Below are 13220 nucleotides of genomic sequence, written 5' to 3'. Positions count from 1 at the left end.
CGGGGTTGCGCCTTCGATGCCGCCGACTTCCTGCGGCACGCGTTCGGATTTCGCGATCTGCGGCGCCTTGTCGCTGCCGCCCGCCTTGGTCGCCGGGTTCCGGTCGCAGGCGCCGAGCGACAGCGCGGCGAGCATGGCCAGCCCGGCGGTCGCGGTCAGCCTGGGCACCGCAGCGCTCACTCGGCGCCGGGCCGCCAGGCCTCATAATCGCCCGTCGCGGCGGCGCGCTGGCCGCCGCGTTCGAGCGCACCGGCGGGGCGATAGGCGCCCGTGCTGCCGGTCAGGTTCGGGGTCGCTTCCTTCTCCCATGCGCGCGGCGCGGGAAGGGCATCGGTCGGCAGCTCGTCGAAGGTGCCGTGCAGCCAGCCGTGCCATTCGGGCGGCACGCGGCTCGCGTCGTTCGATCCATTGTACAGCACCCAGCGGCGGCCGCCCTTTTTCGCACGGAAATAGCGGTTGCCGAGGCTGTCCTCGCCCACCTTCGTGCCGGTGCTCCAGCTGTTCAGCAACGTGCCGACGGTCGCACCGTCCCACCAGGTGAAAATCTTGCCCAAGATGCTCATGGCGTGGCGTTTACAGGCAAGGTAGCGCGGTCTGCAAGCCGCAAACCACGCGGACGGGCGCTATTTTCCATCTTTCCACGTGATCTTGGCGGTCTCGTCGATGCCAAGCTTCGCCGCCGTACCGCCCGCGAGTTCGAGCACCGCCGAAACCTCGCCGCCGCTGACCACCGGTTCGAGCGATTCGGGGATGGTATTTTCGGCGATGCGGTCGATGCTGCCGTCGGCGCGGATGAAGATCATATCGAGCGGAATCAGCGTGTTCTTCATCCAGAAGCTGCCGATTCGCGGCTTCTTGAACGGGAAGATCATGCCGCCGCCCTCGGGCAGGCTGGTGCGGAACATCAGCCCGCGATCCTGTTCCTCGTCGGTGCGCGCAACCTCGACGTTGAAGACATGTGCCTTGCCCGCCGCGGCGATCGTCACCGGGATCGTCGCAACGCTCGCTTCCTCGCTTGCATCGCTACTGCACGCCGCCATCGGCAGCGCGAGCGACAGGGCAAGGGCGGTAAAAATGGCGCGCATCGGCAAATCCTTATCCCGTGATGTCGCCGGACCTAATCGAGCATCGCTTCATCGTCCAGCACCGCCAGCGCCGCCTCGTCCCCCGGGGGAACGGCGAGGATGCGGCGCGCGATCGTCATGCTGTGCCCCGCGCGCAAAAAGGCGGCGATTTGCCGTTCGCGCTGCTTCGGATCGTCGCTCGCGCGTACGGCAAAGGGCCCGAACCGCCGGCGCCGCGCGAATCCGACCGCCGCCGACACCGCGGCGGTTTCGGCCGTCTCGATCGCCTCGCCGCTGTCTTTCGCGGCAATTCCGTCGACATAAAGCTGCGCCTTGACGCGCCGGACGCCCAGCCCGCGCCGTGTCATCGCACCCGCGCGCATCGCGGCATATTGGCGGTCATCGAGAAATTGCAGCCGCTCCATCCGGTCGGCCACTGCCTCGCAGGCCGTCATGGCGTCAATATCGTCTATCCATTCGGATTCACGGACTTTTCTGGCAAGATAGCGCGTCAGCTTGGCCCGGCTCGTTGCGAATCTCGCGACATAAGCGAGCGCCAATTCGTCGAGCCGCGCTGCACCGAGAGGCCTTCTTGAACGGTCGGATGGGGCGCGGCGGTTGGCCATATGCCATGTTTGTGCCACAGTCGGGCCTGATTGAGAACGATCAACACCGCCATATCGGGCCATAACGCCCGGAAATGGGCGATTGTTCTAACAACACAGGGCTCGCGCACGGTACTATGGCTTCAAAAGATGACATGCTTGTTGCCGCGCGGCCCGTTTCACGGGATGTCGCACCCCCTATGACTCAGATCATCGAAACGCAGGCCGACGCGCTGACGTCGACCCCGACGCTCTGTGCGCAACCGCGCCGCTTTTCGGACTTCGCCACCATCGGCGAAGCGCTCGATTATGCCGCGAACGGTACGCGCGGGCTCAATTTCCACGATCCGCGTGGGCGTCTCGTGCGCCCTTATCCGTACAGCGAACTCAAGGCCGACGCGCTTCGGGCCGCCTATCGGCTGATCGCCGCGGGGGTGAAGCCCGGCGACCGAATCGCGCTGATCGCCGAAACCGGCCCCGAATTCGCCGCGCTCTTCTTCGGCACGATCTACGCCGGCGCCTGGCCGGTGCCGCTGCCACTGCCGACCAGCTTCGGCGGGCGCGACAGCTATGTCGGCCAGCTCGTCGTGCAGCTTTCCAGCTGCGACCCGACGATGCTCTTCTTCCCGCCCGAAATCGCCGCGATGGCGGTCGAAGCGGCCGAGAAGGAAGGCGTGAAGCCCGTCGACTGGAGCGCGTTCGAACAGAGTCCGGCACCGGTCGCCGCGCTTCCCGAGCAGAAGTCGAATGAGACCTGCTATCTGCAATACAGCAGCGGCTCGACGCGCTTCCCGCACGGCGTCGCCGTCACCCATGCCGCGCTACTCAACAACCTCGCCGCGCACAGCCACGGCATGGAAGTGCGCGACAGCGACCGCTGCATCTCGTGGCTGCCCTGGTATCACGACATGGGCCTCGTCGGCTGCCTGCTCTCGCCGGTCGCGAACCAGGTCTCGGTCGATTATCTCAAGACCGAGGATTTCGCCCGCCGCCCGCTCGCCTGGCTCGACCTGATCAGCCGCAACGAGGGCACAACGCTCAGCTATTCGCCAACCTTCGGCTACGACATCTGCGCGCGCCGCGTGTCGAGCCAGACGCACGTCGCCGACCGCTTCGACCTGTCGCGCTGGCGCGTCGCGGGCAACGGCGCCGACATGATCCGCCCCGACGTGATGCAGAGCTTCGTCGATGCCTTTGCCGACGCGGGTTTCAAGGCGAGTGCCTTCCTGCCGAGCTACGGCCTTGCCGAAGCGACGCTCGCGGTCAGCATCATGCCGCCGGGCGAAGGCATCGTCGTCGAACTGGTCGAGGAAACCGAGCTGTCGGGCGCCGCGAATGATTCGGGCCGGCCGACGCGTTACCGCGCGATCGTCAACTGCGGCCGCGCCGCGCGCGACATGGTGATCGAGGTCCGCGACGAAGCGGGGAACCCGCTGCCCGACCAGACCGTCGGCAAGGTTTGGTGCACCGGCCCGTCGCTGATGACCGGCTATTTCCGCGATCCCGAATCGACCGCCGCCTGCATGAAGGACGGCTGGCTCGACACCGGCGATATGGGTTATTTGTCAGATGGTTACATCTATATTGTCGGCCGCGCCAAGGACATGATCATCATCAACGGCAAGAATCACTGGCCGCAGGATATCGAGTGGGCGGTCGAACAATTGCCGGGCTTCAAATCGGGCGACATCGCCGCCTTTGCGATCACCGCGCCCGGCGGCGAGGAAACCCCCGCGGTGCTCGTCCAGTGCCGCACCAGCGACGAGGCTGAGCGCCTCGCGCTGCGCGAGACGATTCGCGACCGCGTCCGCGCGATCACCGGCATGAACTGCCTGATCGAACTGATCCCGCCGCGCACGCTGCCGCGGACCAGTTCGGGCAAGCTCAGCCGGTCGAAGGCGCGCGCGCAATATCTGGCCGGGGAAATCCAGCCTTTCGCGATGGCGGCCTGATCAACCCGCTGAACGGCCACGTTTTTCCTGTCCCGACAAGGGACAGGAAAGCGTTTTGGAAATGGGCCGATAGTTACCTTCGGGTAACCCCCGCGCGCTAAACAGGGCGGGTGAAAAGCCTGCTGACCGATCCAATTGCTGCCGAAGTCATTCCTGCGCGGACCCTTTTGGGGCTGGGGCCGCGCGATCAGGACATCGGCAACCTCCGCCAGCTCCAGCTTGCGCCGCTTCGCGGCCGCGGATCGCTGCGCCTGGTGATGGGCATGGGCATGGCGCTCGTTGCGGCTTTCACCATGATCCTCAGCGTGCCGTTGCCGGTCGCGGCCGGCTGGCTGGGCGGCGCGTTGGTCTTCGGCCTCTGGTCGTACAGCAAATTCCGCAACCTCCCGCTCGGCGACCCCAAGCTGTCTGGGGTGGCCGAATATCGGCTGTGCGTGCGGCACGCGCTCTATTCGGCGGTTCTTTGGGGGTCGCCCTTCTGGTTGCAGGGGCTGACGCCGGCGCTCGACCATGTCCTTTCGATGTGGACGATCGCGGTGCTGATGATGGTCACGCTCTCGATCGTCGCGCACAGCGTCCCGCTGGCCTGCGTGCTGTTTATCGGGCCCGTCACCCTGTCGGCTGCCGCCGCGCTGGTGCGCGCCGGCGCGCCCCAGCTGGCCGGCGTGGCGATCGCCGCCGGGCTGCTCCTTTGCGCCTTCTGCGTCCGTTTTGCGCAAAGCCATATCCGCTTTCGCCGCGCCGAAGAGACGCTGCACGAAAAGACCGAAACGGTGAGTTTGCTGCTGCGCGAATTCGAGGAAACCTCGGCCGACTGGCTGTGGCAGACCGACAACAGCCGCCGCCTCGTCCACGTCTCGCCGCGCCTCGCCTATGCGCTCGGCGGCACCGCGGAGACGCTCGAGAACATCCCACTGTTGCAGGCGCTTTCGGGCGATGCCTGGGAAACCGGCCTGTTCCCCAAAAGCCTCCACGACATGGCCGAACGGATGAAACGGCGCGAGAGCTTTTCGAATCTGATCGTGCCGGTCACGATCGGCGGCATGCCGCGCTGGTGGGAATTGTCCGCGTCGCCGCGCCTCGACGAAGCCGGCAAGTTCCTCGGCTTCCGCGGCGTCGGATCGGACGTCACCGAAAAGCGCGCGACCGCCGAACAGATCGCCAAAATGGCGCGCTTCGACAATCTGACCGGCCTGCCCAATCGCCTGAGCCTCAACGAGGATCTGGCGCGCGCGCTGGCGCATGCGCTCGAGGCCAAGTCGCGCTGCGCGCTGCTGATGATCGACCTCGACCGGTTCAAGGCGGTCAATGATACGCTGGGCCACCCCGTCGGCGACAAATTGCTCGCGCAGGTCGCGGCACGGCTGAAGGGCCTGATGGAGCGCGGGATGACCTGCGGCCGGCTCGGCGGCGACGAATTCGCGGTCGTGCTCCACAATGTTGCCTCGGCCGACAGCGCCGAGGATCTCGCGCAGCGGATCATCACGACGATCAGCCGCCCCTATGTGGTCGACAATCACCAGCTGTTCGTCGGCGCCAGCGTCGGCTTCGCGATCGGGCCGACCGATGGCGCGACGGTCGAGACGCTGACCCGCAACGCCGACCTTGCGCTCTACAAGTCCAAGGACAAGGGCGGCAATGTCGTCGCCGCCTATGTCGCATCGTTGCACGCGCAAGCCGAGGAACGGCGCGTGATGGAGCAGGAATTGCGCGGCGCGCTCGAACGCGGCGAATTCGAACTTTATTACCAGCCGGTGGTGACCGCCGCCGACGGCACATTGAACGGCTTCGAGGCGCTGATCCGCTGGCACAACCAGAAGCTCGGCAATGTGTCGCCAGGCCGCTTCATCCCGCTCGCCGAGGATGCGCGGCTGATCTCGCCGATCGGCGAATGGGTGCTGCGCACCGCGTGCCGCGAAGCGATGAAATGGCCGTCGAACCTGAAGGTCGCGGTCAACGTCTCGGCCGACCAGCTCACCGATCCGAGCTTCGCCTCGGTCGTCGTCTCGGCGCTCGCGCAAAGCGGGCTTTCGCCGCAACGGCTCGAAATCGAAGTCACCGAAAGCGTCTTCCTGCGCGACGGCGGCGGCGCGGCGCAGCTGCTCGACCAGCTTATCGGGCTCGGCATCCGCCTGTCGCTCGACGATTTCGGCACCGGCTATTCGTCGCTCGGTTACCTGCGCAAGACGCAATTCTCGACGATCAAGGTCGACCGCAGCTTCGTCGTCGGGGCGGCGAAGGGCAGCATCGAATCGATCGCGATCATCCGCGCTGTCGTCGCGCTCGCCGACAGCCTCGGCATGTCGACGACCGCCGAGGGCGCCGAGACCGAGCTCGAGGTCGAAACGCTCCGCGGCTTTGGCTGCAGCAACATCCAGGGCTATTATTACGGGCGGCCGATGCCGGCGAGCGACGTGCTGACGCTGTTCCGTGCCCCCGACGACGTGGCGACCGTCGCCGCCTGACAAACCCAAATCGTCGCCCCCGCGCAGGCGGGGGCCGATGTCGTTTTAGACCGCAACATCGGATCAAGGCCGATGACGGCCCCCGCCTACGCGGGGACGACGGATTCGATTTGGTCGATAAACCGAAATGCCCGCACGGCGAATTGAACTGCTTAACAAAAGGTTCCCCCATCCACCGCAGCGATGGCGCGACTCGTCGCTAGACGGGTGGTGGTCCGCGCGCACCGTGGCAAAGACGCTCCAACGCTTGAAGACAAGCCATCGGGGGGTCGCTTTCCATGTTCATTCGTCGTTATCTGGCAGCCGCCATGGCGTCTGTGATGATGATCACCGGCCTGCTCGTCAGCGCGCCCGCCGCGGCACGCGACTATCTGCAGTGCGTCCCCTTTGCCCGCGCCGAATCGGGCGTCGAAATCCGCGGCAACGCCAAGACCTGGTGGGCGCAGGCCGCCGGCACCTATCAGCGCGGCGAAGAGCCCCGCCAGGGCGCCGTGATGGCCTTCGCCGGCACCGGCGGCATGCCGCTCGGCCATGTTGCCGTCGTCAAGAAGATCGTCAGCGACCGTGAAATCCTGATCGACCATGCCAACTGGTCGCCGATCAACGGCCGCCGCGGCCAGATCGAACGCAACGTCCGCGTTGTCGACGTCAGCTCGGATGGCGACTGGAGCATGGTTCGAGTGTGGTACGCGCCGATCGGTGACCTGGGCCTGCGCGCCAATCCGGTGCAGGGCTTCATCTACGCCGACGGCGAAGCGGGCGCACCGAACAAGGCTCCCAGCTTCAAGGCGCCCGTCTGGGCCCAGAACGACTGGAAACCCGGCAACGGCCTCGAATTCGTCGCCGCCTCGCTCGGCCAGTAAGCCCGAACGACAGCCGGCAAGCGCATCGCGCACAAAGAAAGCCCCGGATCGCTCCGGGGCTTTTCTTTATGCGCTGTGACGCCGGTGTGTTTAGGCTTCGTCGCCCTCGCCGCTGGCGGCGGTGTCTTCGAACCAGGCTTCGACCTCGCCCGACAGCTTGATCGTCATCGCCTGGCCAAAGCGGTCCTTCGACTTGCCCGCGGCGACGCGGATCCAGCCTTCGGAGACCGAATATTCCTCGACGTCGGTGCGCTCCTTGCCCTTGAAGCGGATTCCGATGCCACGCTGCAGCACCTCCATATCGAAATGGGGCGAGCGCGGATTGGTCGACATGCGGTCGGGGGGCGTATCGGTCATGACTATATTTCCCAAAAAATGATGGCGCGGCCCTAGCTGGACCGCGCCATCATCGTCAATCGTTGAGAAGCGACGTCGGGTCTAGAACCCGGCCTTCAACGCCACAAAGAACTGCTGCGGCGCGCCCGTCAGCAAGGTCTGACTATCACCGCGGTTGGCGAAGCCGTTGGTGCCGATCGTCGACACATATTCCTTGTCGAACAGGTTCGTCGCATTGGCCTGGATCGAGATGCGGTCGTTGAGGCGATAGCCGATGCTGGCGTCGACGATCACGAACCCGCCGACCTCGGCGTCATTCTCGTAGGAATAATAGCGCTTCGACGTGTAGTTGGCGCCGACGCGCGCGAAGAAATCACCATTGTCCCAGGTGATTTCGCCCTTGGCGAGATGCCGCGGCGAATTGACCACCGTCTTGCCCGCGGTCGCCGCAACGACCGCGCCCGCCGCATTGACAACATCGTCCTGATATTCGGAGTCGTTATAGGCATAGGAAGCGAAGAGCGAGAGTTCGGGGGTGACGCGGAACGTGCCCGCCGCCTCGACGCCCCACGAACGGACGTCGCCGACGTTGCTCAGGATCGCCGGATTACCCTGAATGCCCGACCCGTTGGCGAACGCAATGATGCGATCCTTGAAGTCGACATAATAGCCCGCGATCACGCCCTGAAAGCGGGGCGATTTGGTGCGGAAACCGAGTTCGTAGGTGGTCGAGGTTTCGGGTTTGAGGTCGAGCGCGTCGAAACCCGCCTGCGTCGTGGCGAAGGGACCGCCGGTCGCCGACGATTCGAAGGCGCGGATATTTTCGGTATAGCTCGCGAACAGCTCGTTATCGTCGTTGAGGCGATAGAGCAGCCCCGCCTGCGGTAGGAACCAGTCCTTCGCCTCGGTCTTCCCCGACGCGAGCCCGCCGCGCACGATCGGCGTCGCAAGGTTGGTGACGCGCAGCCCCTTCCAGCCCGCATTGATCTGGAAGCTGCCGAGGTCGAGCGTGTCCTGGACATGATATTGCAGCGTCTGGGTGTTGAAATCGAACTCCCACTGCGTCGTGAGCGGGTCCTTCGGGAATTTCAGGCTGCCGCGGCTCGGCGCGCCGGTCGTGCTGGCGAGGCCATAGAAACGCCGCGCCTGATTGAAGGCGTTGTCCTCGTACCACATGCCGATTTCGAACTTGTTGTTGCCGACCTCGAACAGGCTGGAGGTGACGATGCCATAACGCTCGATGTCATATTCGGTGGTGCGGATCGTCATCGGCGCGCCGCCGGGGGTCGTGACATAGGGCGTGAACCACAAGCCGCGACCCTTGTTGCCATGGTAATAGCCCATCGCCTTCAGCGTCCAATATTCGCCGAGCGGCGCCTCGACGCCGACGCCGGCGAGCCAGTCCTTGCGCAGCCCCGACGCGTCATAATAGGCGTCGTCAACCGTCGCGACCGGCGCCGGGAATGCCTCGCCGGCCCCGGCATAGGGCGCGACATAGGGCGTCCCGAGCGGCAGACTGCCATTGGCGACGCCGGCGTTATAGGCCGCGCGCGCGACCTGATTCTGATAGACTTTGGCGACCTGGACCGCCGTGTCCCAATCCTTGGCAAAATTGTCCCACTGATAGCCGAGGCGGCCGATCATGTCGGCGCTGAGGTCCTGATAGTCATTCTCGCGGCGGTTCGAATAGTTGACGAAGCCGAAGAACTGGCCGTCGCCGACGGGCTGGACGATGCGCGCATTGACCTGGTCCTGGCGCTGGACGCCATTGCCCTTCCACTTGTCGGCATCAGCCCAAGCATAGCTCAGCGACAGGCGCGGGCCACCGGGCGCGATCTCGCCGCTGTCGATGCGCGCGAAGAGACGCTTGGTCTCGTCGCTGCCATAGGTGCCCGACACGTCGACGCCGAGGTCTTCGGCCGGTTCGCGCGAGAAAAATTCGATCGTGCCGCCAAGGTTGCTCGTCGACGCCGCCGCGAGCGAGCCCGCGCCCTGCGCGACTTCGACCCGGCCGACATTCTCGCTGATGATCGCGCGGCTGATGTGCAGGCCGTTGTGGTTGCCGTAATTCATATCGCCGAGCGGGACGCCGTCGAGCGTGAAGCCGAGCTGGTTCTGGCTGAAACCGCGGATCGAGATGCGTGCCGACCATTCATAGGCGCCGAACGGATCGGCGGCCTGGAAATTGACCCCGGGCAGCTTGTCGATGGCCTTGAGCGGGCTGATACCCGACACTTCGAGCGCGATGTCGGCGGCGCCCAATTCCTGCACCTGACGCGCCTGCCCCTGCCCGAGCACGACGATCTCTTCGACATCGGCGCTATCGGCCGCATCGGCCGCGGCGTCTTCGGCAAAGGCCGGCGTCGCGGCCAGCACGGCGAGCGCAGCGATCGAGGCGGCCCCGGCGCGCAGGCGGCTCCTGAACTGAGTGGTCATCGATGGATCCCCTTTTCCCGGTCGCGAAATGGCGCCGGGGTCGCGGGGGCATAGGCGGGCGATATTGCTGCGCTGCGGCGAAGGCGTGACAACGCGATGACGGAAAGAAGAAGGATAAGCGGCAATCGCGCCAAACTTGCGACGGGAACTTTTTACTTAAATCAATTTGCGAAAATCATGTGTCTTGATGGATCACATATTGACGACGCCAAGTTAGCTTGAAGAACGAACTACAGAAAAATTTTGGTTAACACCTTGCCACTCATTGCAAGGAAACGCGTAGTATCTCCCAATTTACTAGTTTATATGTTCGGTTAATAACAATTAATTTCAACAACAAAGGGAACTTTGGAGTTCGTTTGGGAATATGGGGTCCAGGGACCAGATCATGTACGAAGGGGATATCTCATGCCTTTCTTCCGTCTTGAACTCCGCCCGGCCCATCTCATTCTCATCCCGGCGTGCTTCGCGCTCGCGGCCTGCGAATCGTCGGGCAGTTACCGCGTCGGCAGCGTCGGCAGCGGCGGTGCCACCGGCACCGTCGGCCCGGCGGGCGCGCCCGGTCCGGCCGGGGCAACCGGCGCGACCGGTCCCGCGGGCCCGGCGGGTAGCGGCCTCGGCCTTGGCAGCGCGGGGGCGCTCGCGGTTGGCGGCCTCGTCGGCCCCAGCGGCGTCGCGGGTACGGGCCTGCTCGCCAACACCGGCGATCCCGCCAGCACCAATCCGGTGATCGGCGGCGTGCTCGTCAAGACGGGCGGGCTCGTCAATGTCATCGCCGACAAGGGACTGCTGCTCGCCAGCGCGGTCGACGGCAAGGTACCGGGCAACAGCAACCTCGTCGGCACCGTCGTCGGCGTCGTCAAAAGCACCGGGGTCGCGCTCGTCCAGACCGGCAATGGCCAGCAATATCTGGTCGACGGCCTCGCCGCCGCCCCCGGCCAGCTGATCACCGCAACGATCGGCAAGGCCACCGCGATCGGCAGCCCCACCGCCTCGCCGCTGATCGGCGCGAGCATCCTCTCGCCCGGCCAGCAGAACGGCAGCCTGCTGACCGTCGGCGTCGGTTCGGGCGGCCAGCTCGTCACGCTCCAGCCCGGAACCGGCGGCAATCTGCTCGGCGGCGCCACTGGCGGCCTGACGGGCGGGACGCCCGGCGGCAGCCCCGTCGGATCGCCCGTCACGCTGGTCAGCAACGTCGTCGCCACGGCGACCGGCGCGCTCGGGCAAGTGGGCGGCGGCGCGACGGACGGCGGCACCGCGGTCGATCCTGTCACCGGCCTGGTCACCGGGGTCACCGGCACCGTCGGGGGCGTTCTCGGCGGCCTGAAACCGAAGCGCGGCAACTGAAGCCGCACCCTATGCGCCCATTGCGCAACGCCTGCGCCGCGGCGGCGGCGGGAGCCCTGCTCCTCCCCGCCGCGGCGTTCGCGGCCCAGCCCGCGGCGACACCGCTCGACGGCCGCCCGCCCCTCGCGCCAGACCGCAGCCGCGACCCGCTTCCCGATCCCGAGGCCAAACCGCTCTCGCTCGGCAAGGTCGAACTCGGCGCGCGGCCCGACATCACCATCCGCGAAATTCGCTTCCTTGGTGCGGGGGTGCCAGCGAATGTCGGCCGCGCCGCGCAACGCTTCGTCGGCAAGCGCGCATCGGCGGACAATCTCGCGAAACTCGCCGCGGCGATGACGCGCGCCTATAATCGCTCGAGTGTCGCGCTCTTCACCCTCGTCATCCCCGAGCAGGATCTGTCGGGCGGCGTCGTCACCGTCGCCTCGGCCGAGGGCTATATCGGCTCGGTGACGCTGAGCGGCGAGCGCGAGAGCGGCCCCGCGCCGCTCGTCGGCAGGATGGCCCGGAGCCTCACTGGCCAGCGTCCGCTACCGCGCGCGCGCTTCGAGCGCGCGCTTGGCAATATCGCCGACATTCCGGGCCTTACCGTCACCCCGTCGCTCGCGCTCGGCGGCGAGCAGGGCGCGGTCGCGCTCGACCTCGCAATCGACGCGAAGAAACCGACGATTGGCCTCGGCTTCACGACGCGCACCAGCCAGTTCGTGAACGACGGCATCGTCGAGGCGAACGCACGCGGCACCAGCCTGCTGCGCAGCGGCGACGAAACGCGGCTCACCGGCGCCGCGGCGGTCAATCTCAAATCCTTGCTCTATATGGCAGCGAGCCATTCGACCCCGATCGGCGCCGGCGGTACGCGCGCCGAACTATCGGCCGCGGCGCTCCGCACGCGCCCCAAGGGGCTCGCGATCGACGGCGAGGCGTGGAGCGCGGGGCTGGGGGTTACCCATCCGCTGATCCGCGCGACGCGCCGCAATTTGGTCGCCGCGGCGCGGATCGACTATCTCGATTCGAAAAACGCGCTGTTCGGCTCGACGATCGCCGCCGAGAAGACCTGGACGGCGAGCGGCAGCCTCGCCTTTCGCCTCAGCGAAGAGCGCACCGTCGTCGGCGCGCGCCTCGGCGGTGCCAAGGGTCTCGATTTCGCGGGCGCGCGCGTCGATCCCGGCGTCGGCGAGGCCGGCTTCCTCTATGCCGACGCCAGCCTTGAGGCGAATCAGGCGATCGGCAAAGCGCTCGTCGTCCGCGCCGCCGCAACGGGGCGCTGGACGCGCGACCGCCTGCCCGCGGCGCAGCGCTTCAGCGTCGGCGGCGCGACTTTCGGCCGCGCGTTCGACGACGGGCTGGTCAATGGCGACCGCGGCTATGCCACCTTCGGCGAACTCGCGCTGCGCCCGCTGCGCGGCGGCAAGCTGGCGAAGAGCGAAATCTACAGCTTCGTCGATTATGCCGACGTCACCCTGCTCGCGCGCACCGCGATCCCCAGAACCAATTTCCGGCTCGGCAGCTGGGGCGGCGGCGTGCGTCTTTCCTATTCGGAAAATGCGACGATCGGCCTCGAACTCGCCGATGCGTGGAACCAGCCGGTGCCCGGCTATGATCAGGACTGGCGCGTCGCGCTCAGCTGGAAATTGTCGCTTCGTCCGTGATCGCCGGGCCGAGCGCCGCGGCCGCGACATAAAGCTTGTCGGCAAGCGGATAGAGCTCGCGTTCCTCGCGTTCGACCCGCATCGCCAGCACGTCGAAGATCGCTGCCGTCTCTCGGCCGAATTCCGCCCATTTGGCCTCGACCCTTTTGGGGTCCCATTTGTCGTCATAGGCGACATATTCTGCCGCCAGATCGCCCATTTCCAATTCGAATTCGTTCGTGATGCGCATCAGGTCGGGGTCGCCGGTCGCCCGCAGGCGCGGATAGAGGATCCAGTCCTCGCATTTCAGGTGACGCACCAGCGTCTCGCGAAGCCGTCCGCGCGCTGCCGCCAGCTCGGTCAGCTGCGGCGGGCCGGGAGTATTGGTCAGTTCGGTCACGATCCGCGCCAGCGCGATCAGCGCCGTATGCTCGGCGCGCAGTCGCTCTATTTCGTGGCTCAAAGGCATAGCTGCTCCAAGCGATACGAGCGGGTCCCTCGGGTGTCATCTTGAGGGCACCGCAATC

11 protein-coding genes are annotated in these 13220 nt (G+C 66.1%); 5 read left to right on the top strand and 6 right to left on the bottom strand.

Annotation, left to right across the window (positions count from 1 at the left end):
- Nucleotides 1–176: 176 nt before the first annotated feature.
- Genes ATE70_RS09610 through ATE70_RS09600 form a run of 3 tightly spaced genes read right to left on the bottom strand, consistent with a single transcriptional unit; the run spans nucleotide 177 to nucleotide 1519 of the window.
- On the bottom strand, nucleotides 177–563 hold the full coding sequence (locus ATE70_RS09610; RefSeq protein WP_037513557.1) for an NADH:ubiquinone oxidoreductase subunit NDUFA12: 387 nt from the start codon (nucleotides 561–563) through the stop codon (nucleotides 177–179).
- 60 nt (nucleotides 564–623) lie between these two features.
- The gene (locus ATE70_RS09605; protein ID WP_058537700.1) at nucleotides 624–1085 is read right to left on the bottom strand and encodes a DUF192 domain-containing protein; all 462 of its coding nucleotides are present in this window, start codon (nucleotides 1083–1085) and stop codon (nucleotides 624–626) included.
- Between the two features lie 32 nt (nucleotides 1086–1117).
- Nucleotides 1118–1519 (bottom strand): RecX family transcriptional regulator, encoded by a 402-nt coding sequence (locus ATE70_RS09600; protein WP_058799853.1) that lies wholly within the window; start codon nucleotides 1517–1519, stop codon nucleotides 1118–1120.
- 350 nt (nucleotides 1520–1869) lie between these two features.
- Here ATE70_RS09600 and ATE70_RS09595 point away from each other — a divergent pair, with 350 nt between their 5' ends.
- From ATE70_RS09595 to ATE70_RS09585, 3 genes are all read left to right on the top strand, one after another.
- The gene (locus ATE70_RS09595; RefSeq protein ID WP_058537698.1) at nucleotides 1870–3621 is read left to right on the top strand and encodes a fatty acyl-AMP ligase; all 1752 of its coding nucleotides are present in this window, start codon (nucleotides 1870–1872) and stop codon (nucleotides 3619–3621) included.
- Nucleotides 3622–3731: 110 nt separating this feature from the next.
- Nucleotides 3732–6086: a putative bifunctional diguanylate cyclase/phosphodiesterase gene (locus tag ATE70_RS09590; RefSeq protein ID WP_058537697.1), complete on the top strand. Its 2355-nt coding sequence runs from the start codon at nucleotides 3732–3734 to the stop codon at nucleotides 6084–6086.
- A gap of 278 nt (nucleotides 6087–6364) precedes the next feature.
- Nucleotides 6365–6949 (top strand): CHAP domain-containing protein, encoded by a 585-nt coding sequence (locus ATE70_RS09585; RefSeq protein WP_058537696.1) that lies wholly within the window; start codon nucleotides 6365–6367, stop codon nucleotides 6947–6949.
- Nucleotides 6950–7039: 90 nt separating this feature from the next.
- Here the strand turns inward: ATE70_RS09585 and ATE70_RS09580 are convergent, their stop codons facing one another.
- Nucleotides 7040–7306 (bottom strand): DUF3297 family protein, encoded by a 267-nt coding sequence (locus tag ATE70_RS09580; RefSeq protein WP_058537695.1) that lies wholly within the window; start codon nucleotides 7304–7306, stop codon nucleotides 7040–7042.
- Nucleotides 7307–7387: 81 nt separating this feature from the next.
- The gene (locus ATE70_RS09575) at nucleotides 7388–9721 is read right to left on the bottom strand and encodes a TonB-dependent receptor (RefSeq protein ID WP_082639527.1); all 2334 of its coding nucleotides are present in this window, start codon (nucleotides 9719–9721) and stop codon (nucleotides 7388–7390) included.
- A 408-nt stretch (nucleotides 9722–10129) separates the two neighbouring features.
- On the opposite strand from ATE70_RS09575, the gene ATE70_RS09570 reads away from it, so the two are divergent.
- Entirely contained in the window at nucleotides 10130–11068 is a 939-nt protein-coding gene (locus ATE70_RS09570) for a hypothetical protein (protein ID WP_058537694.1), read from the top strand.
- An 11-nt stretch (nucleotides 11069–11079) separates the two neighbouring features.
- Nucleotides 11080–12714 carry a ShlB/FhaC/HecB family hemolysin secretion/activation protein gene (locus ATE70_RS09565; protein WP_058537693.1) on the top strand — a complete coding sequence of 545 codons (1635 nt, stop codon included), beginning with the start codon at nucleotides 11080–11082 and terminating at the stop codon, nucleotides 12712–12714.
- Here the strand turns inward: ATE70_RS09565 and ATE70_RS09560 are convergent.
- Nucleotides 12686–13156 carry a hemerythrin domain-containing protein gene (locus tag ATE70_RS09560; protein ID WP_058799851.1) on the bottom strand — a complete coding sequence of 157 codons (471 nt, stop codon included), beginning with the start codon at nucleotides 13154–13156 and terminating at the stop codon, nucleotides 12686–12688. The two genes, ATE70_RS09565 and ATE70_RS09560, sit on opposite strands and share 29 nt — an antisense overlap.
- Between the last annotated feature and the right edge of the window lie 64 nt (nucleotides 13157–13220).

It is taken from the genome of Sphingopyxis sp. H053 (genome assembly GCF_001468225.1).
Classification (GTDB): Bacteria; Pseudomonadota; Alphaproteobacteria; order Sphingomonadales; family Sphingomonadaceae; genus Sphingopyxis.
Note: the sequence above shows the minus strand (reverse complement) of the source record. Positions and strands in the feature narration are given on the sequence as shown.

Excerpts from the sequence above, each read along its gene's own strand:
- ATE70_RS09585 (WP_058537696.1), top strand. The coding sequence starts at position 6,365 with ATGTTCATTCGTCGTTATCTGGCAGCCGCCATGGCGTCTGTGATGATG.
- ATE70_RS09610 (WP_037513557.1), bottom strand. The coding sequence starts at position 563 with ATGAGCATCTTGGGCAAGATTTTCACCTGGTGGGACGGTGCGACCGTC.
- ATE70_RS09595 (WP_058537698.1), top strand. The coding sequence starts at position 1,870 with ATGACTCAGATCATCGAAACGCAGGCCGACGCGCTGACGTCGACCCCG.
- ATE70_RS09565 (WP_058537693.1), top strand. The coding sequence starts at position 11,080 with ATGCGCCCATTGCGCAACGCCTGCGCCGCGGCGGCGGCGGGAGCCCTG.
- ATE70_RS09600 (WP_058799853.1), bottom strand. The coding sequence starts at position 1,519 with ATGACGGCCTGCGAGGCAGTGGCCGACCGGATGGAGCGGCTGCAATTT.
- ATE70_RS09580 (WP_058537695.1), bottom strand. The coding sequence starts at position 7,306 with ATGACCGATACGCCCCCCGACCGCATGTCGACCAATCCGCGCTCGCCC.
- ATE70_RS09570 (WP_058537694.1), top strand. The coding sequence starts at position 10,130 with ATGCCTTTCTTCCGTCTTGAACTCCGCCCGGCCCATCTCATTCTCATC.
- ATE70_RS09605 (WP_058537700.1), bottom strand. The coding sequence starts at position 1,085 with ATGCGCGCCATTTTTACCGCCCTTGCCCTGTCGCTCGCGCTGCCGATG.
- ATE70_RS09575 (WP_082639527.1), bottom strand. The coding sequence starts at position 9,721 with ATGACCACTCAGTTCAGGAGCCGCCTGCGCGCCGGGGCCGCCTCGATC.